Source organism: Cedecea sp. P7760 (genome assembly GCF_013386425.1).
Classification (GTDB): domain Bacteria; phylum Pseudomonadota; class Gammaproteobacteria; order Enterobacterales; family Enterobacteriaceae; genus Cedecea; species Cedecea selenatireducens.
Genome location: NZ_JACARU010000078.1, coordinates 1 through 19,259, shown reverse-complemented (window position 1 = coordinate 19,259; position 19,259 = coordinate 1). Strand labels below are relative to the sequence as shown.

At 55.9% G+C, this 19,259-nt stretch carries 18 protein-coding genes and 1 other RNA gene; 7 read left to right on the top strand and 12 right to left on the bottom strand.

Going from position 1 to position 19,259, the window contains the following annotated elements:
* Nucleotides 1–2: 2 nt before the first annotated feature.
* The 3 genes from HX778_RS22650 (at nt 3) to HX778_RS22640 (ending at nt 4,094) form a co-directional block, all read left to right on the top strand.
* The gene (locus HX778_RS22650; RefSeq protein ID WP_176983132.1) at nt 3–743 is read left to right on the top strand and encodes a KDGP aldolase family protein; all 741 of its coding nucleotides are present in this window, start codon (nt 3–5) and stop codon (nt 741–743) included.
* Nucleotides 744–985: 242 nt separating this feature from the next.
* Nucleotides 986–2,137: a lactonase family protein gene (locus tag HX778_RS22645; RefSeq protein ID WP_176983131.1), complete on the top strand. Its 1,152-nt coding sequence runs from the start codon at nt 986–988 to the stop codon at nt 2,135–2,137.
* 46 nt (nt 2,138–2,183) lie between these two features.
* Nucleotides 2,184–4,094, top strand: coding sequence for a transcription antiterminator (locus HX778_RS22640; protein ID WP_038476312.1), 1,911 nt, complete (start codon nt 2,184–2,186; stop codon nt 4,092–4,094).
* Between the two features lie 77 nt (nt 4,095–4,171).
* On the opposite strand, the gene dolP is transcribed toward HX778_RS22640, so the two are convergent.
* From dolP to HX778_RS22620, 4 genes are read right to left on the bottom strand one after another with little or no spacing between them, the layout of a single operon-like run.
* Complete coding sequence (gene dolP, locus HX778_RS22635; RefSeq protein ID WP_038476309.1) at nt 4,172–4,747, bottom strand: division/outer membrane stress-associated lipid-binding lipoprotein; 576 nt, start codon at nt 4,745–4,747, stop codon at nt 4,172–4,174.
* A 32-nt stretch (nt 4,748–4,779) separates the two neighbouring features.
* Nucleotides 4,780–5,370: a DnaA initiator-associating protein DiaA gene (gene diaA / locus HX778_RS22630; protein ID WP_038476306.1), complete on the bottom strand. Its 591-nt coding sequence runs from the start codon at nt 5,368–5,370 to the stop codon at nt 4,780–4,782.
* A gap of 21 nt (nt 5,371–5,391) precedes the next feature.
* A complete protein-coding gene (locus tag HX778_RS22625) occupies nt 5,392–5,787 on the bottom strand; it encodes a YraN family protein (protein WP_176983130.1) in 396 nt (131 codons plus the stop codon).
* Nucleotides 5,745–7,823, bottom strand: a complete 2,079-nt coding sequence (locus HX778_RS22620; RefSeq protein WP_176983129.1) for a penicillin-binding protein activator — start codon at nt 7,821–7,823, stop codon at nt 5,745–5,747. Before HX778_RS22620 ends, HX778_RS22625 begins: the two co-directional genes overlap by 43 nt.
* Before the next feature lie 62 nt (nt 7,824–7,885).
* On the opposite strand from HX778_RS22620, the gene rsmI reads away from it, so the two are divergent.
* Both rsmI and HX778_RS22610 read left to right on the top strand, forming a co-directional pair.
* Entirely contained in the window at nt 7,886–8,752 is an 867-nt protein-coding gene (gene rsmI / locus HX778_RS22615) for a 16S rRNA (cytidine(1402)-2'-O)-methyltransferase (protein WP_176983128.1), read from the top strand.
* A gap of 142 nt (nt 8,753–8,894) precedes the next feature.
* Nucleotides 8,895–9,497 (top strand): hypothetical protein, encoded by a 603-nt coding sequence (locus HX778_RS22610; protein WP_038476295.1) that lies wholly within the window; start codon nt 8,895–8,897, stop codon nt 9,495–9,497.
* 59 nt (nt 9,498–9,556) lie between these two features.
* On the opposite strand, the gene HX778_RS22605 is transcribed toward HX778_RS22610, so the two are convergent.
* The 8 genes from HX778_RS22605 to kbaZ all read right to left on the bottom strand — a co-directional run bounded on the left by HX778_RS22605 (nt 9,557) and on the right by kbaZ (nt 17,765).
* The gene (locus HX778_RS22605; RefSeq protein WP_176983127.1) at nt 9,557–11,446 is read right to left on the bottom strand and encodes an enterotoxin; all 1,890 of its coding nucleotides are present in this window, start codon (nt 11,444–11,446) and stop codon (nt 9,557–9,559) included.
* 22 nt (nt 11,447–11,468) lie between these two features.
* Nucleotides 11,469–12,347 (bottom strand): tagatose-bisphosphate aldolase subunit KbaY, encoded by an 879-nt coding sequence (gene kbaY / locus HX778_RS22600; RefSeq protein ID WP_038476289.1) that lies wholly within the window; start codon nt 12,345–12,347, stop codon nt 11,469–11,471.
* A gap of 10 nt (nt 12,348–12,357) precedes the next feature.
* Entirely contained in the window at nt 12,358–13,515 is a 1,158-nt protein-coding gene (locus HX778_RS22595) for an SIS domain-containing protein (protein WP_176983126.1), read from the bottom strand.
* A 351-nt stretch (nt 13,516–13,866) separates the two neighbouring features.
* A complete protein-coding gene (gene agaF / locus HX778_RS22590; RefSeq protein WP_038476280.1) occupies nt 13,867–14,301 on the bottom strand; it encodes a PTS galactosamine/N-acetylgalactosamine transporter subunit IIA in 435 nt (144 codons plus the stop codon).
* 15 nt (nt 14,302–14,316) lie between these two features.
* Nucleotides 14,317–15,192, bottom strand: a complete 876-nt coding sequence (agaE, locus tag HX778_RS22585; protein WP_176983125.1) for a PTS N-acetylgalactosamine transporter subunit IID — start codon at nt 15,190–15,192, stop codon at nt 14,317–14,319.
* Nucleotides 15,182–15,964, bottom strand: coding sequence for a PTS N-acetylgalactosamine transporter subunit IIC (agaW, locus tag HX778_RS22580; protein ID WP_038476274.1), 783 nt, complete (start codon nt 15,962–15,964; stop codon nt 15,182–15,184). The genes agaE and agaW overlap by 11 nt, the downstream gene beginning before the upstream one ends.
* A 10-nt stretch (nt 15,965–15,974) precedes the next feature.
* Entirely contained in the window at nt 15,975–16,448 is a 474-nt protein-coding gene (agaV, locus tag HX778_RS22575) for a PTS N-acetylgalactosamine transporter subunit IIB (protein ID WP_038476271.1), read from the bottom strand.
* A gap of 24 nt (nt 16,449–16,472) precedes the next feature.
* On the bottom strand, nt 16,473–17,765 hold the full coding sequence (gene kbaZ, locus HX778_RS22570) for a tagatose-bisphosphate aldolase subunit KbaZ (protein WP_176983124.1): 1,293 nt from the start codon (nt 17,763–17,765) through the stop codon (nt 16,473–16,475).
* Between the two features lie 251 nt (nt 17,766–18,016).
* On the opposite strand from kbaZ, the gene HX778_RS22565 reads away from it, so the two are divergent.
* Both HX778_RS22565 and rnpB read left to right on the top strand, forming a co-directional pair.
* A complete protein-coding gene (locus HX778_RS22565) occupies nt 18,017–18,826 on the top strand; it encodes a DeoR family transcriptional regulator (RefSeq protein ID WP_038476265.1) in 810 nt (269 codons plus the stop codon).
* A 59-nt stretch (nt 18,827–18,885) separates the two neighbouring features.
* Nucleotides 18,886–19,259, top strand: an RNA gene (gene rnpB / locus HX778_RS22560) — RNase P RNA component class A; the annotation flags it as partial.

Here is a 19,259-nt window from a genome sequence, read left to right as displayed (position 1 = left end):
GCATGAAACTGACCCCAAATTTTTACCGCGACCGCGTTTGCCTGAACGTGCTGGCAGGCTCTAAGGAGAACGCCAAAGAGATTTACCAGGCGGCAGAAGGCCACGTGCTGGTCGGCGTGCTGTCTAAAAATTATCAGGATGTAGAAAGTGCGGTTGCCGATATGCGTGACTATGCGGCGCTTATCGACAACGCGCTGTCCGTCGGTCTTGGTGCGGGCGACCCGAATCAATCGGCGATGGTGAGTGAAATCTCTGGCCAGATTCAGCCTCAGCACGTCAATCAGGTCTTTACCGGCGTGGGCACCAGCCGTGCGCTGCTGGGCCAGAACGACAGCGTGGTTAACGGCCTGGTTTCGCCAACCGGCACCGTCGGAATGGTGAAAATCTCCACCGGTCCGTTAAGCTCCGGTGCGGCAGACGGCATCGTGCCTGTTGAAACAGCTATTGCGCTGCTGAAGGATATGGGGGGCAGCTCAATCAAATACTTCCCGATGGGCGGGCTGGAGTGCCGCGAAGAGTATCAGGCGGTAGCGGAAGCCTGTGCGAAGCATGACTTCTGGCTGGAGCCGACCGGCGGTATCGATCTCGAAAACTTCGAAGAGATCCTGAAGATTGCGCTGGACGCCGGCGTCAGCAAAGTGATCCCGCATATTTACAGCTCGATTATCGACAAGGCCAGCGGCAATACGCGCCCGGCGGATGTGGCTACGCTGTTGGCGATGACGAAGAAGCTGGTGGGGTAAAGCACTGTTTCCCCTCACCCCGACCCTCTCCCCAAAGGGGCGAGGGGGAAAAGAAAGATCCCCTCTCCCCAAAGGGGCGAGGGGGAAAAGAAAGGTCCCCTCTCCCCAAAGGGGCGAGGGGGAAAAGAAAGATCCCCTCTCCCCAAAAGGGCGAGGGGGAAAAGAAAGATCCCCTCTCCCTTTTAGGGAGAGGGTTAGGGTGAGGGTATAATCCTCATCAACCACACTTCGAGGACAAACGCATGTCTGCACGCACTCTGCTTGTTGCTTCATTTGCCTTACTCGCCGCCGGCAACAGCGCGGCGCAAAGCCATTATGCCTGGGTTGGCACCTACAACCCGAACGGCGAAGGTCTTTATCGCTTCCAGGTGGACGCCAAAACCGGTGCGCTTAGCGAGAAAACGCTGGTTAGCTCGCTGCCAAACGCCGCGCAGCTTACCGCGTCGCCGGACGGCAAGACGTTGTACGTTGCCAGCGAAGCGGAGAAAGGCGTGGTAGCAGCATTGCGCGTAGGCGATGACGGAAGTGTGACCGAACTAAACCAGGTTTCTTCCGGTGGCGCAGGCCCGGTTTACCTTTCCCTGACGCCGCAAGGCAAGCACCTGCTGGTGGCAAACTACGTGAGCGGCTCTATCGCCGTGCTGCCGGTTAATGCCGACGGCAGCCTGCAGGAAGCCAGCGACAAACATCAGGACAGCGGCGAGCCGGGCGCGGCGAAACCAGAAGCAGCGGTAGAAGGTAGCTTCGCCGCCAGCGATCATAACGGCCCGCATGCCCATATGATTGCCGCCGATCCGAGCGGCAAGTTTGTTTTCTCGACCGATCTTGGCCTGGATCGGATCTACCAGTATCGCTTTGATCAAAACAAAGGCGTGCTGGAGCCAAACGATCCGCCGTTCATCTCCGCCTCTTCAAAAGGCGCAGGGCCACGCCACTTTGTCTTTTCTGCGGACGGTTCAGGCCTGTGGCTGATTAACGAAGAAGCCTCTACGCTTAGCCATTACAAGCTCGACCGTGAGAAAGGCACGCTGACCGAAGGGAAGACCATCTCTTCGCTGCCAAAAGGCTATAAGGGCACAAGCTTTGCGGCGGGCCTGGTATTGAGCCACGACGGCAAGCAGCTGTATGTGGCCAACCGTCTGCATAACAGCATCGCACATTTCAGCGTGGGCTCTAACGGCGAGCTTACACATCAGGACGATATCTGGACGCGTGGCGACTATCCACGAGGCCTGACGCTGGACAGCACCGGCAAACATCTTTATGCCCTGAACCAGCGCAGCGACAATATCACTCGCTTTAGCGTGGCGCCGGGCAACGGTAAATTAACCTTTATCGAGGATTATACGGCGGTGGGAAGCCCGTCGCAGATGGTCTTCACCCCGTTTAAGTAAAGCAGGACGGGGCGCCAGTGTGCCCCGACAACCAAAGGAAACGGTAGTGAGATTCCCCAATCAACGGCTGGCTCAGCTTTTTGAGATGCTGCAAAACGAAACGCTGCCCCAGGATGAACTGGCGCGGCGTTTGTCCGTTTCTACCCGCACGGTAAGAGCCGATATCACGGCGCTTAATGCGCTGATGGCCGGCTTCGGGGCTCAGTTTACGCTGACCCGTGGCGCGGGCTATCAGCTGAATATCGAGGATGCTGAACGTTACGGCGAGCTGGTTCAGCATCGCCCGCGCCAGCTGCGTATCCCGCGTACTTCACCAGAACGCGTGCATTACCTCGTGGTGCGTTTTTTGACGGCGGCGTTTTCACTGAAGCTCGAAGATTTGGCCGAAGAGTGGTTTGTCAGCCGCGCCACGCTGCAAAGCGATATGGCGGAGGTGCGTGAGTGGTTCAACCGCTACCATCTGACCATTGAGACGCGCCCGCGCCACGGCATGAAGCTGTTTGGCAGCGAAACGTCTATTCGCGCCTGCCTGACGGATCTGCTGTGGCAGCTGACCTTAGAGGACAGCGAAAATCCCCTGTTGACCGAAGAAGCCCTTAACGCGGGCGTGCCTGAGCAGCTCACCAGCTCGCTGCATGACTGTTTTACCCGCTGCCGCATCCGCTTAACCGATGAGGGCGAGCAGTTTATTCGTCTTTATTGTTCGGTGGCGGTGCGCCGCATCAGCGAGGGCTATCCTTTGCCGGAGTTCACGGCGGATAACGTCGATATACAGGTGAAAGAGGCCGCGCGCCAGATTGCCGGCTTGATGCAGCAGCTGGCGGGTAAACCCCTGGCGGAAGCCGAAGAGCAGTGGCTGCAGGTGCATATTGCTTCACGGCAGGTGCAGGAAGTGGCGCCGAGCGCGATCAATGCCGACGATGACGAAGCGCTGGTTAACTACATCCTGCGCTACATCAACACCCACTATAACTACAACCTGCTCGGTGACGAGCAGCTGCACGCCGACCTGCTCACCCACATCAAAACGATGATCACCCGGGTACGCTACCAGATAAACATCCCGAATCCACTGCTGGCCAACATCAAGCAGCATTATCCGCTGGCTTACGACATGACGCTGGCGGCGGTCTCAAGCTGGGGAAAATACACGCCTTACGCTATTAGCGAGAACGAAATTGGTTTTCTGGTGCTGCATATCGGCGTTGGCCTGGAGCGCCACTACAACATTGGCTACCAGCGTCATCCTCGCGTGCTGCTGGTTTGTGATACCGGCAACTCGACGGTGCGCATGCTGCAGGCCATGCTGCTGCGTAAATATCCGCAGGTGGAAGTAACCCACATTATTTCCCTGCGCGACTACGAACAGCTCGACGCGGTGGATGAAGATTTTGTGATCAGCACGGCGCGCATCAGCGAGAAAGAAAAGCCGGTTGTGATGATGGCGCCGTTCCCGACCGATTATCAGCTGGAGCAGCTTGGCAAGCTGGTACTGGTGGACAGAACTCGCCCTTACATGCTGGAGAAATTCTTTGATGCCAGCCACTTTCGTATTATCGACCAGCCGATGACCCAGCAGCAGCTATTCCTGACGCTCTGCGAGCAGCTGGAGCGGGAAGGTGTCGTTGACTCAGATTTCCATCCGTCGGTGGTGGAGCGAGAAGCGATCGTCAGCACCATGTTGGGTGAGGGCATTGCGCTGCCGCACTCGTTAGGCCTGCTGGCGAAAAAAACCGTGGTCTACACCGTGCTGGCACCGCACGGTATCAGCTGGGGCGACGAAACGGCGCACGTGATCTTCCTGCTGGCTATCAGCAAAAGTGAATACGAAGAGGCGATGGCGATTTACGACCTGTTTGTGACGTTCCTGCGCGAGCGGGCGATGATTCGGCTGCGCGACAGCAAGGATTTTGACAGTTTTAAAGCGGTGGCGATGGAGTGCCTGAGTAAGCTGTAATCGTCAATGGCCCTTAGTTAAAAGGGCTATGGCTTATCCCCTCTCCCCTGTGGGGAGAGGGTTAGGGTGAGGGGCAGTTATTTCAGGATAGTGAACGCGGTGGTCACGTGCTTCACGCCGCTTACTCGGCTGGCAATGTCCGCCGCGGCTTTACCTTCGCGTTCGGTCACCAGGCCAAGCAGGAACACCTCGCCATTCTCCGTCGTGACTTTCACGTTAGAAGACTTCACCTGATCGCTGGTTAGCAGCTGAGAGCGAACTTTCGTGGTGATCCACGTATCGCTCGACGCGGTGCCCAGGCCGACCGGAGGCATAATCCGAATTTCGTTATAGACTTCGGCTGCGCCGTCTACGCCCAGCGCGATTTGCTTCGCGCGAGAAGAGAGGTCTGGGGTTGGCGACTGGCCGGCCAGCAGCACTTTGCCCTGGTAAGCCGTCACGTTAATGCGTGCTTCTTTCTTGATTTGCTCATCCTTGCTGAGCGCGCTGTTCACGCGTAACTCAAGCGTGCTGTCATCAACCTGCGTCCCGACGGTACGCGGGTCGGTCGCGGATTTTGTCGCAACGGCGGCGCTTCCCACAACAACGGCACCGACGCAGCCTTGCAGCAACAACGCGGAAATAAGAACTGCGAGTGGCGTAATGGCCTTCATGTTCATTCCTTCTCCTATCTCAAAATTAGCTATTAGCCATCCTGGTGCGGAAATAGCGTATTGTCGATCAGATCGCATAAACAGTTTACCGTCAGCATATGCATTTCCTGGATGCGGGCGCTGCGGTGAGAAGGGATTCGGATTTCAACATCCTGTGGCCCCAACAGTCCTGCCAGTTCGCCGCCGTCATAGCCCGTCAGCGCAACGATGGTCATGTCGCGGGTGACGGCTGCCTCAACCGCTTTGACAATATCACGGCTATTGCCTCGGGTGGAAATAGCCAGCAAAACGTCCCCGGCGTGGCCCAGCGCACGAACCTGTTTGGCATACACTTCTTGATGCAGACGGTCGTTAGCGATCGCGGTTAAGACCACATTATCTGCATTAAGTGCAATGGCCGGTAAACTAGGACGCTCTGTTTCAAAACGATTGATCATGCTGGCAGCAAAATGCTGTGCGTTGGCGGCGGAGGTCCCATTGCCACAACAGAGGATTTTGTTGCCGTTCAGTAAAGACTGAACCAGCGTCATCGCTGCACGGGAGATGGCGTCCGGCAGGGCTTCCGCTGCGGCAATCTGAGTTTGAATACTTTCCGTGAAGCAGCCTTTGATTCTTTCAAGCACGTTGATTCTACCTGGAGTTTTTTAGATATCGGCGGCAAACGCGTTGGTCAGCCACTCTATTTCATTGCCGGTGAAAGCTAACACATCGAAACGGCAATCTACAGTATCAAAACTTTTGCCGCTGCCGCTAAGCCAAACCTGCGCGGCGTATAGCAGGCGCTGTTGTTTGCTGCGGGTGACGCTGGCGGCTGCACCGCCAAACTTATCGTTACGCCGGAAGCGCACCTCTACGAAGACGATAACCTGCTGCTGTTTCATTATGAGGTCGATTTCGCCGCCGCGAACATGCACGTTCGCCGTAACGAAGCGCAGTCCCTTGCGCTCAAGGTAGCGGCGCGCCTGCTGTTCATAGCGCGCGCCGCGTTGCTGGCGGTTCAGGATACCGGGACTATCTGGCCCTGACTGAATTGCAGCCAATTTAATTTCCTGTTGATGACGCAGTCCTGGCTGGCGGTCAGTTGCCCGGTGTTGCCGTTCACCTGGTAACCCGGCACCTGGCGTATCTGGGAGAAATGGCTTGCCAGCGTCCAGGCATCCACGCCCATCGCATACAGGCGCGCCAGCGAGTAGTCATTATTGACGCTGCGTAACGCCTGCTGCATCAGCTGCGGGTTGCCGCCGGAAAGCATCGGGATTTCGCTAAACTGCAATCCTTCCATTTCCAGACGATAGTCCGGGCCGTTAACGCCCTGCGAGCTGCGCGAGCTGGCATACAGCTGAGCGCTGCTGCGGCTACCGGTACGCATCGCAATCATCGGTTTGATCAGAGCAACTTCTTCTGCGGTGGCAATGATATATACCGCGTCGACGTTGCCGCTGCTGCCTGCGGTGATTTGTGCGTCGGTCGGTGCCGCTGGAATTGTAAGCCCGCCGATGGTCACGCCCGGAGGCGTATTGGACGGTGTGTTCACCGGCGTGCCGGTTAAGGCGATGCCGGAGCCGCTGTTAATCCCGCGCTTCAGATCGCTGATTGAGCCAAATTTCTGCTGCAGCACCAGGTTGCCACCCAGCTTCTGCCATTCGGTGGCAAAGGCTTTCGCTACGCGGTCGCCCAGGGCATTGGCTGGAATCAGCATCAATGGATTACGGTGGTTTTGCTGCCAGATGTGGTCTGCGGCGTCGCGGGCTTCATCTTCCGGAGAAAGCGCGAAGTAGCAGATGTTTGGTCGGTTCTGGACGTTTTCTGGCTGGTTGAGCGCCAAAATATTCAGCGGGCTGTTGGTGCTGGCTAGCTGATCGACATTGTTTTTCAGCAGTGGGCCGACGACAAGCGTGGCGCCGTCCTGCTGTGCCTGAGCCAGAACCTGTGAGAGCGGCTGGCTGCTGGTGTCGTAAATTTTAATTTCTGAAGCCGGGCTCGCTGCAACGGCTGGCGCAGTCTGTGCATCAGGCTGCGCGGCTGGCGTTGCCGTTTGTGGTGTCGCGGCCTGTGCTTTTTGGTCAGTCAGGTCACTGACGGACGCGCTTGCCGGACTCACGGCTGCATTCGGGTCTACCTGCGCTTGAGGTTGCTCCTGCGGCGGGGAAACCTGCTGCTGTGCATTCGGGTCTACAGGCGGTGCGGCTGACTGCACGGCGGTAACCGGCGCAACGCCGTTATTTTTTGCCGCTTCAAAACCTTGTTCAATGGCGCGACCAAACACCGCTGCCTGGCCGTTTAACGGCAGCAGAAGGGCGATTTTACCGGTTGAGGCCGGCTTGAAGTTTTGTACGTTCACCAACTGGGTTGGCAGCGTTTTCGAGCCTGGGTTGTTCGGGTAACGCGTTTGCCAGTCCTGAATGCCAGCTTTCAGCATGTTTGGATCGTTACGGTTATCGCTCCAGACGTGCTGCAGATCCAGCCAACCTTGCAGGGTATTTTCGTCGGCATTAATCACCAGGCTGTTCATTTGTTCTGGGGAGAACTGCGACAAAACCTGCCAGGTGCCATCAATGTTTTTCTGATGGGCATCACCTTTCAGCAGCGGTTCCTGAGCAATGTAGGCGCGCAGCAGGGCTAAAGAAGGGCGTCCCTGGGAAGCGTCAATCACGGCCTGGTAGTAGCGACTCTGTTGGCCCTTGTCGAGTGCGCTCGGGTCAATCTTTTCCAGCAGGGCAGAGGCGGCGTTGAAGTCTTTCTGCGCAATCTTCACTTCCGGTACCAGCAACTGCTGTTCACGAGCTTGCGCATCGTTGAGTTGCTGCGGCAGTTGGTTATACAACGCAACGGCCTGCTGAGGTTTACCCTCTTTTAGCAGGGAACGAATGGCGAGTAATTGCCAGTTGGTCTTGCTATCATCTGCACTTTGCTGCATTTGCTGCAGATAGTAAGCGGACCCGGCGGTGGTCTCGCCCTGCAGCAGCGTAGCGGACTGATCCGGTGCTTGAGTAGAACAGCCGGCAAAAATCAGCGCCGCGAGCAACACAGGCAGGCAGCGCCCGGCTTTCGAACGATTCAAGGTTGAGGGTAGCATTCTGTATCCAGTGGTTTTTATATCCCAATGTACAATATTAAATCGGCAATACGGATGAGACAATGAAACAACACGAAACGGCGGCGATTTCAGCCAGTACGCTCTACATCGTCCCGACGCCTATCGGCAATCTCGGGGACATCACACAGCGGGCCCTCTCGGTGTTGCAAAGCGTTGATCTGATTGCCGCAGAAGATACTCGCCATACCGGCCTTTTGCTGCAGCATTTTGCGATTAATGCGCGACTCTTCGCACTTCACGATCACAATGAGCAACAAAAAGCCGAAACGTTAGTGGCAAAACTGAAGGAAGGCCAAAGCATCGCGCTGGTGTCCGACGCCGGTACGCCGCTGATTAACGATCCGGGTTATCACCTGGTGCGCACCTGTCGCGAAGCAGGCATTCGCGTTGTGCCTTTGCCTGGCCCGTGCGCCGCCATCGCAGCGCTCAGCGCGGCGGGTTTACCGTCCGACCGCTTCTGCTACGAAGGTTTTCTGCCTGCAAAATCAAAAGGCCGCCGCGATGCGCTTAAGGCCATTGAGCAGGAGCCAAGAACGCTAATTTTCTATGAATCAACCCACCGCCTGCTGGATAGCCTCGAAGATATCTGTGCGGTGCTGGGCGAATCCCGCTACGTGGTGCTGGCGCGCGAGCTGACCAAAACCTGGGAGTCGATTCACGGTGCACCCGTCGGCGAACTGCTGGCATGGGTAAAGGAAGATGAAAATCGCCGTAAAGGCGAAATGGTGCTGATTGTTGAGGGCTTTAAAGCCCAAAGCGATGACGAGCTGCCGGCCGAAGCGCTGCGTACGCTTGCATTGTTGCAAACAGAATTACCGCTGAAAAAAGCCGCTGCGCTGGCTGCCGAAATCCACGGCGTGAAGAAAAATGCTTTGTATAAACATGCTGTAGAAAACAGCGAGAAATAGTTTTCTCGAGCCGTCTCCTGGTTTTCACATCGCAACGCGGTTAGTGTTTAAAAAACGAACTCCCTGGTGTTAATTTGTGCATGACTGAATGACTTTAAGGGAGTTAAAGTTTATGCCGGTATTGATACCAGGAGATTCGAGGATGGTTGTTTACCCCATCAGCTACAGCCCTGCAGCATTAGAAAGAGCATTCGATATTTCTGGAACCACGGAAATTCTGGGTGAACCCGCTTTATTCGTTTTTCGCAAAGATAAAACTGCGGCGGCGATTATCTATGCCGAACCCACTCTTGATGACAACAACGAACTTCGCCATCTGGTTGTGGCTAAGTTGGATCTTATCCCTCGCAAAAGCACCAGGCAGGAAGAATCTATTGTTGCCGTGAAGCGTTACTGGGAAGCGAAAGCCGTGACTCAGGTTGAGGGTGTGGTTGTCGACAGCCCGGCACGTGATACGCGAGTCGCAACCACGCTTTATGAGCACCTTATCCTGGAGAAGAATCTGATCCTGATGAGCGATCATGAGCAGTACGCTGGGGGGCAGGGAATTTGGCGGCGTATTGCCCGTTCATCGAAGCAAGTTAAGGTGTATGTGCTGGATACCGAGAGTGGTCACTTCTATCCCTATGATGGGGAGCGTGTCAGCTATGACGGAGAAAGCATTCCAGAGTCGGAGATTTGGAGCCTGTCTCCTGATGAATCTCGTCATGGTATTGTGCTGGTGGCAGAAAAATCTTGCGAATAACAACATGAATAAGGCCCGTGATATGGGAGCAGTCCATACCTTCGGGCCTTATAATGTTATTAGTTTACCGGCGTGGCCTCAATCACCAGCGTTTCCAAAGGCTTCAGCGTCACAATCAGCGGCTTACCGTAGTCGTTGGCCAGCGTCTCGTTCTTGCCGTAAACCTGCTTCAGCGTAAAACTCGTGGCCTCACCGTTCGGAATTTCAAAGCTCTTATTCAGGTCGAGATAGTAGCTTTGCGGCTTATCCGACGGGTTGCGCAGGCCTAAAATTGCCTTTTCTTTACTCCACGATGCCCAGCCATAAACCTCGAGCTGCGTTGGGTCACCGCCAATCCAGTGGCTGTCGACCAGCACGCTGCTGTTTGCCCGTGACCATTTCGCCGCGTCGGCGAGCGTGTCCCATTTGCTGCTGTTCAGCATTGACGGCGTAATATACAGCTCCTGCAGCTGAGTGCCGGTGGCAAAGTAGCTCCATGCCTGATCCGCAAAGTCCCGATCCGTCTGTACTTTTTCCAGCCCAAAGTACGCGTGCTCGGCGCTGACGATACCGTGGTACATCAGCGAGTTAATCGGGAACAGCGGCCCTTTACGCACAATCGAACGATAAGTCTCTGCATCACGATAGGTTATCCACTGCTGCACCGGAGAGCCTTTGCCGTAGACGTTGATGTCATCGCCCTGACGCCAGATAGAGTCGGCGTAGAATAGCCAGGACGGGCTGGCGTCGGTGCCGGTGGTCAGGTTGATAAACAGGTCTTTGTTGGCGGCCCGCATGTTCCTGATTAACTCGATGGAGGCATCAAAGTCCGAGGCGTACGGGCTGCCTTTGATATAGGAGTTCGCGTTGCCCATGCCGTCGAGCTTAAACGAAGTGATATGTTCGTTTTTAATAAGCCCGATGATTTGCTGATTAAAATTGCGGAAATAGTTTGGGCCTGAGAGTGCAAACTTGCCGTCCACGGTTTCAAAACCGTTCTCTTTGGCGTGTGAAACGCGCACGTCGCGCGGTTTGTTGTAGCCCCCCCACGGCGAGAGCCACAGGCCGACTGAAGTATGCAGGCTGTCGGCTTTTTCTTTGATGGCACCAAAGCCGTGCTTAAACGCCGGGCCAAACAGCCATTTTCCGGTTAAATCATCCCAGCCATCATCCAGCAGGAAGCCGTCGAGCTTCACGCCCCGCTTGCTTATCAGCTCGCTGGCGTATTCATCCATGCGCGTCAGCACGTCTTTTTCGGTGTAGGGCGTAAAGAAACCGATGTCCATCCAGCTGTTGTAATGCAGATAGGGCTGATAAGGGCGTGGACGCATGGCGTTGATAAACTGGTTAAAGCTGCGGCGGAGCTGGTCGGTTGCTTCAAACGTTCCGAAGTAGACCGTATAGGTCACCGGCGCGTCGGTTTTAATCGGCGTTTTGAGTCCGACGTTCAGGTTGGTGGTGGTTTCGTAAGCGTAGGTATTCACAATCGGCTTTTGCGGCAGCATATAGAAGCTGTCCGCGACGATCGGGGAGCTGTTAATGGCACCGTTAACATAAGGTGCCTGAGCCTGGCCTTTGGTCGGGAAGAAGGTAATTTTTGCGACATCGCGAGGCTGGCCTTTTGCCTGGAACGTATAGTCCACCGCCGCATATTTCCCCTTAAGCAGCTTCAGGGTCACGTTGACCGAGAAGTCGTCCCGTTCGTAATCAATCCGAATGGCGTCTGCGGTTTTGCTGACGTTTTTGATTTTAAAGTCGGCGGTATGGAGAACCTTTTCATCCGGTAGCGTCAGGAAAAACAGCTCGATGGGCGCCAGTTTATGGTCGGAAAGCCGGTCTTTAATCACCGCTGCCGAACCTGAATCGTCGAAAGAGACGGCAAGGTTATCGTTTTCCAACTGGTACTGTGCGGCCATCGCCACGTGACTTAGCAACATCATCAGTAGAGAGCTTTTTATTATTGTCTTCATCAGAGGTCCTTACGGGAGTGAGTTACAGGGCTGCTTCTGATTCCGGCAGCAATTTATTAGCCGATCCACATACCGCGACTTTGCTGCGCACAACCTCTTTCATCGCATCCATGCCGACGCGCATGTAATAACGCGGATCGTTGCCTTCCGGGTTGTCTCCAAACCATCTTTTCACCGCGGCGGCGAAGGCGATTTTTAGTTCCGTTGCCACGTTTACTTTGCAGACGCCAAGCTCGATGGCGCGACGCACAAACTCGTCCGGGACGTCGCTGGCGCCGTGGAGCACCAGCGGCACGCTGACGACTTCGCGGATTTCGCCCAGCCGTTTGAAGTCTATTTTCGGGCGTTTGGTATACAGCCCGTGAGCAGTACCGATGGCGACCGCCAGGCTGTCGACGCCGGTGAGTTCAACAAAGCGGCGCGCTTCTTGCGGATCGGTGAGGAAAGCGCTCTCCTCGTCCACGTCCATGTCGTCCTCCACGCCGCCGAGACGGCCCAGTTCGGCCTCGACGCTGCAGTCGTTACGGTGGCAAAAGTCGACCACCGATCTCACCAGCTGCACGTTTTCTGCAAACGGGAAGTGGCTGCCGTCAATCATGGCGCTGCGCACGCCAGCGTTAACTTTGCGGCTGATATCTGCGAGGCTTTCATGGTGATCAAGATGCAGAGCCAGCGGCATGCCGTAGCTTTCTGAATAGGCATGGCACAGGGCGTAAATCTCTTCAAAAGCAATGTGTTTAAACGTTCCGGGCGTACCGGCAAGGATCACCGGGGAATGCATCTCTTTGCAGACTTCAAGGATCGCCTGGATGGTTTCGGCATTGTGGATATTAAAAGCCGGTACCGCATAGCCTCTGGCCTGTGCGTCCTGAAGCAGATACTTCGTCGAAATAATGCTCATGATGAACCTCTCAGCCTTTCCAGGGATGAATGACGACGCCTTTTACCACGCGGTTTACCGTGCCGCTGGTGGAAGGTGTGTCTGGCGTAATACCTGCTTTAACGGACGAGGTGAGTGCGAAAATCTGCGCATACATCAGGAAGCAGAACGCCTGCTCAACGTCGAGGAACGTGCGGTCGGCCTCGGGCAGCAGAATGTGCGGGCCAGCTTCGATTTCCGGGCTGGTTGCTGCCGAAATGGCGATCGTCTGCATTGCCAGGCTGTCTCGTCGCAGCTCTGCCAGCAGATCCAGATCGTACTGACGGGTGTACGGATCGCTGGAAACCAGCACGATCGCCAGCGTTTCGTTATTCACCAGGGATTTGGGGCCATGCCTGAAGCCGGTCGGCGTGTCGTAAAACGCCGCCAGCTTGCCCGCCGTGAGTTCCAGCACCTTGAGCGAGGCTTCCCGTGCCACGCCCTGCAGGCCACCGCTGCCAAGGTAGACCACGCGCTTGTAGGGAAGGGCACCAAATGGGCTCTCGCTGAAGTCCCCCTGAGAATGAATTATCTGCGCGCAGCGGTGCGCCACGTCCTGGAACGATCGGGTGTTGATTATCTCCGGCGCGAAGACCGCAAGGCAGCTTGCCATCATGGTGGTGATGCTGCTCGTCATGGCAAAGCCGCGATCGTGGGTTTCCGCCGGCATGAGCAGCGGCAATGAACGGCTGTCTTCCAGCGCGCTGCGATAGAGGCTGCCGCCTTCGTTACAGGTGATGGTCAGATGATGGCAGGATTTAACGAGCTGATTGGCAAGATCCACCGCTGCCACACTCTCCGGGCTGTTGCCGGAGCGGGCGAAGGATACCAGCAACGTTGGCTGTTCCGGGGTGAGATAGTCCAGTGGATTTGTCACCAGGTCGGTGGTCGGGACGGCAACGAACTGTTTGCCGGTGTGGCGAGAAAGCCAGGGCGCAATGATGTCGCCGATAAAGGCCGAGGTTCCCGCGCCGGTAAGAATAATTTTCAGCTTATCGTCGGCGAGCAGTGGAGACAGGAAGGCGGTGATGCGATCGCGAGTTCGATCGATCTGCTGTAGCGAGCGGATCCAGCTGGCTGGCTGTTGGCGAATCTCTCTTTCGGTCCAGGTGGAAGTGCTGCGGCCTGCGGCAGCGGAGGTTTCACTCATGACTAAGTCCTTAGCATTGCAGAGTCAGGTGTCATGCTGGATCGCATGGCGACCTTTCGTTTTATTTCATTTAAAGGTTGTTAGTGCTTAAAGGAAATGTATAGAAAGGTTTTGATAAGATCAATATGTATAAAAGAAATAAAACGAAAACCACGGCGCAGATCGTCATTTTTATCTTAATTAAATGATTTAAAAAGATATTTTTTGATGTTAAAGCGTTGTGGAAAAGAAAAGGAAAGGTCTGCGGCGGAGCAGGCCGCAGGCCAAAGTGATGCATAATGAAAGCAGCAGAGGAGGCCGCTTTCATTAAACGGGGGGCGAAACTGGAGAGGGGCTACCCGGTCATTTGCTTCAGATACCTTCTTCGCTGGCTTCCGTGGCTCGGTGGCGAGCCATCTCGTCGACCAGGCTTGTCAGGCCACGATGGCCGCACTCCAGCGCCATCTGGCGAAACTCGCAGCTGTTTAAGCCTTCTCGCTCCAGCACCATTTCAAGCAGCAGCTGGAGGTTGATGCCCGTGACTACCTCGCGTTCTGGTTTCTCGAGCGCCAGCGTTGAGGCGACCCTGAACGGCGTTCCTCCTAAAAGGTCCGTGAGAAAGACCAGCCCTTCGCGTTCATCAAGCTGGCCTATAGCCGCTTGAAATTGTTCAGTAAGCCTCGCCGTGGAGGAGGTTTCCGGGAAGTCGATGGCGATAATCTGCGGCTGCTCGCCGAGGATCTGTTTCATCGCCTGCTCCAGGCCGCTGGCAAAGCCTCCATGGCCGCTCAAAATGATGCTTAACATCTGCTTTTCTCCTGACTATAAGAAGTGAAGAAACTTCCCAACAACGGCCAAAACGACGGTAATACAAATCAGGCGTAGAGGGCTCCAGCCGCGGCGCACCAGGGCGTACATCGCCAGGGTATAAACCAGCGGAAGAAACGCCGGCATCAGCTTATCGATGACGTCAGACTGCAGTTTAACCACCGCATCACCGGCGGTAATTTCGAGCGTAGTAGATAGCCGGACATAGGTTGCAACGAGGGCACCGATGACCGTCATCCCGACGATGGAGGCGGCGTGCCCTACCTTGCGGGTGTTCGCCTTAATCAGCGGAATAGCCGCAACCCCCATTCGATAAGCATAGTGCGCCAGCCCAAAACGCAGGCCCAAATGCACCACGTTGAACAGCACGATAAACACGATAGCGCCGAGGATGGAGCCCTGCAGCGCCAGGCTGGCGCCTATGCCACCGCATATCGGCAGCAGCGTCAGCCAGAACATTGCATCCCCGATGCCGCCAAGCGGCGCGCCAACGGCGATTTTTGTGCTCTGAATGCTGTTCACGTCCTGCTTTGAGCGTTCCATTGCCAGAATAATGCCGATAACAAAGGTGACCAGGAACGGGTGGGTATTGAAGAACCCCATATGCCCCTGCATGGCCCGTGCCAGATCGCGTTTGTTGGTGTGGATCTTTTTCAGGGCGGGCAGCAGGCCATACAGCCAGCCGCAGGCCTGCATGCGCTCGTAGTTAAACGAGGCCTGCAGCAGCATTGAGCGCCACGCTACGCGGTTAATGTCTTTCCGCGTTAGTTCCGCTCCAATATTCTGATCTTCATAGATATTGTCGTTACCGTTGGTGATGACGGTTTCAGGCTCTGCGGCCTGAGAAAGCGTTTGGGTATCAGATGCCATCTTCGAATTCCTCTTGCTTAGCGCGAGCGGGTTGCGGCGGAGTTGGGTCTTTGCGCAGTAAATCCATCAGCGCCAGCGCCAGCGCTGCGGCAGCAATCGCCAGCACCGGCAGCTTCAGCCAGGCCGCGCCCACAAAGCCGATAATGAAGTAGGGGATGTAGACGTTTTTCATCATGATTTTCAGCAGGACGGCAAAACCGATAGCCGGCATGATGCCCCCGGCAACGCCAAGTCCGTCGATGAGCCGCGCGGGCAGCATATCAATGGCCGTTTTGGCATGGTCGGCGCCGAAGTAAATCGGCAAGAAAGCGCACAGAAAATAGAAGATACCGAGCGTGAGCATCGCCAGATAGTTGATGCGTTCGATGCCTCTGGTATCGGCGTTAGCCGCCATGCGGTCGGCTCGTGCCATCACGCCGGACATCACGGAGAACAGGAAGGTGATGCCCATCTGTACCGCAACCGCGAAAGGCACCGCGACCCCGACGGCAACTTCTGGCTTCACGCCGGTGCCGATCGCGAAAGCGGTGCCGACGATGGTGCCGATAATCACGTTCGGCGGCTGGGCTCCGGCGAGGGGGGCCAGACCCATCCACACCAGCTCCAGCGTGCCGCCGGTGAGAATGCCGGTGTGGAGATCGCCGAGAATGAGGCCAACCAGCGGGCCAAGGACAACGGGGCGGTGCATATGGGTCAGGCCGTTGAACATGTCCAGACCGGCAATAAAGGCCAGCAGGCCCAGCGCTATCGCTTGCAGTAAGCTGATTTCCATAGCAAATACCTCAGAGAAGTTTATAAAGATCCTGAGCTGATTCCGTCGGCACGCCCTGGACAAAACACTCTACGCCGGCCTGTTTCAGCCCGGAGAAGGCGGCAATGTCCTGTTCGTCGACCGACACGGTTTTGGCGACCTGCTTCTTACCTTCGACATAGTGCATGTTGCCAACGTTGATGCGTTTTACCGGCACGCTGCCGTTCACCAGGGTGAGGAAGTCCTGAGGGTTTTTGCAGACCAGCAGGATCTTCTGGCGGTCGGCCGCGCGGTGGATGTTGTCGATGACTTTTTGCAGCGGCCAGAAACGCACGGCGATCCCTTCCGCCAGCACCATCTCCATCAGGTTTTGCTGTATAGGGTCTTCCGCTACCTCATCATTGGCGACCAGCACCAGGTTAGCGCCGGAAAATCCGACCCACTGCACGCCAACCTGGCCGTGGATAAGGCGCTCATCAATGCGGCTTAAGACAATATTTGGCATGTTATTTCCCTTATTATCATTGTGTTAATGAGAAGATGGCTCACCGTGACAGGCCGCGTGATACTGACGCAGCACATCCTGAATATGGTCGATAATCAGCTCGTGAGGGCTGGCGGCCAGCTGTGCTTCGCGCACTCTGGCGTACTGAAGCGGCAGATACTGGCTGATTAACGGCAGCGGAAGGGGTTCATGGGCCAGGTTTTTGACCAGCACATCGTAAGCGTCGTCGATGTCGCGATCCGGCCAGTAATAGCGCACCCGATCCGAGTAGCTGTAGCCGCGCGCCAGACGCAGCGCATCTCCATTGCCGTGATAGTGCTGCTGCCAGTGTTCCGGATGGTCGAGCATCACGCTTTCCAGCACGTCCCTTAGCCCGGAACATTTGTGGGCCGGAAGCAGTTCTCGTTCGATGGCCGACAGCGAGAAAAGCGCTTCACGCAGGGCGAAGGTCAGCGCCGGGCCTACTTTCAGTATTGCAAAGTGGTCCTCTACCAGCTGGCGTAGCGCCTGCGTTGTCTGGTAATCCGTCGAGTGCGCTTCAAACACCATGGTCTGTGACGCTTCGATCATTTTGCTTAACGCGCGAGATTTTTCCGGCTGGTAGTCAATCACCCGGGTGTGGTCAAACTCGACGCCCGGCTGAACAACAAGGCCAATAATTCGGGGCCAGATAGCGCTGAGGCCTTGTTCAGAGAAGGCGTTGCGATGCGCTTCCAGCGTGGCATTGGCCGCCTGTGGCGTGGTGACGGCCAGCTCGGCAAGGGTTTCGTGCGCACCGCCGGGAACCGGCACCTCTGTGCCGATGATGTATACCAGGTCGGCTTGACCAAAGTGGTCGATGCAGGTTTGTTCGGCAATGGCAGCTAACCTCGCCGCGCGTGCGGCAACGATATCGTCAGTGAGCGGTACCGGGTCGCCCGCGCAGGACATGCTGCAGTCGAGGTGTATTTTCTTGAAACCTGCGGCCACATAGCTGCGAATCAGCTCTTCGGCATGAGACATCGCCTCTTCTGCAGGCCGGGTTTGCCAGCGGTTTGGGCCAAGGTGATCGCCGCCGAGAATCAGGTTAGCGTGGGGGAAGCGATGCTGTTCGGCCAGTTGGTAGACGAAGCCGCAGAAGTCCGCCGGCGTCATCCCCGTATAGCCGCCGTACTGATCGACCTGGTTAGAAGTAGCTTCGATAAGCAGGCTGGTTCCGGCCTCACGGGCATGGCGCATAGCCGCCTCAAGCACCAGCGGATGTGCAGAACATACGGCAAAGATCCCGCATTGGTTGTTCCGTTTATGGCTAGCGACAAATTCGGTCAACTGTTTCACTTTCCTCTCCACGGCGATGGGTTAAAACATTTTCTTTCGATTCATTTCATTTAATCGTGCCTGAATGGCGTTTGAGAATAAAAAGAAAGATACTGGAATTGAGATCTGTTTCGCAAAAGAAACATAATGAAAGGTGGCGGAGGGCGAAAAGCGCCGTTTGAGCGCAGATTCCTGGGGGTTGCTTTCTGCTAAAAGAAAGGTGTTAATAGGCAAATAGAAATGAAACGAAAGATATATTGAAAGGTTACCCTATGAGCAACAGCGATACCGCAACGGACAAACGTATTCCGGGTACCAGCGAAAGACGCGAGCAAATTATTCAACGCCTTCGCCAGCAGGGAAGCGTACAGGTTAATGATTTATCTTCTTTTTTTGGCGTCTCTACCGTCACTATTCGCAACGATCTCGCTTTCCTGGAGAAGCAAGGCATTGCCGTTCGTGCCTACGGTGGGGCGCTGATTTGTGAACCCGGCAGCGCGGTGGCTGAACCTTCGGTGGAGGATAAAAGCTCGCTGAATAAGTCACTGAAGCGCAGCATTGCACGGGTCGCAGCCGATCTTATTAATCCCGGTGACAAGGTGATTCTGGACTCCGGCACCACGACGTATGAAATCGCCCGTCTTATGCGCCAGCATAAAGAAGTGATTGCGATGACCAACGGCATCAACGTGGCTAACGCGCTGCTGGAAGCGGAAGGCGTCGAGGTGCTGATGACCGGCGGGCACCTGCGCCGTCAGTCGCTGTCGTTTTACGGCGATAGCGCTGAACAGTCGCTGCAAAACTTCCATTTCGATATGCTTTTCCTCGGCGTGGATGCCATCGATCCAGAGCGCGGCGTGAGCACCCATAACGAGGACGAGGCCCGGCTTAACCGTAAAATGTGTGAAGTCGCCGAACGGATTATTGTGGTCACGGATTCCAGCAAATTTAACCGCTCCAGCCTGCATAAAATCATCGATACCCAGCGTATTCACCGGGTGATTACCGATAAAGGTATTCCGGCGGAAAGCCTGAGCGCGCTGCGTAAAAGCGGTATTGATGTTGTGCTTGTCGGCGACTAGCTTTTCGTTTCTGGCGGGCCCGCGTGACAGGGAGGGTGAAACCCTCTATACTGCGCGCCGAAGCTGACCAGACAGTCGCCGCTTCGTCGTCGTCCTCTTCGGGGGAGACGGACGGAGGGGAGGAAAGTCCGGGCTCCATAGGGCAGGGTGCCAGGTAACGCCTGGGGGGGAAACCCACGACCAGTGCAACAGAGAGCAAACCGCCGATGGCCCGCGCAAGCGGGATCAGGTAAGGGTGAAAGGGTGCGGTAAGAGCGCACCGCGCGGCTGGTAACAGTCCGTGGCACGGTAAACTCCACCCGGAGCAAGGCCAAATAGGGGTTCACATGGTACGGCCCGTACTGAACCCGGGTAGGCTGCTTGAGCCAGTGAGCGATTGCTGGCCTAGATGAATGACTGTCCACGACAGAACCCGGCTTATCGGTCAGCTTCA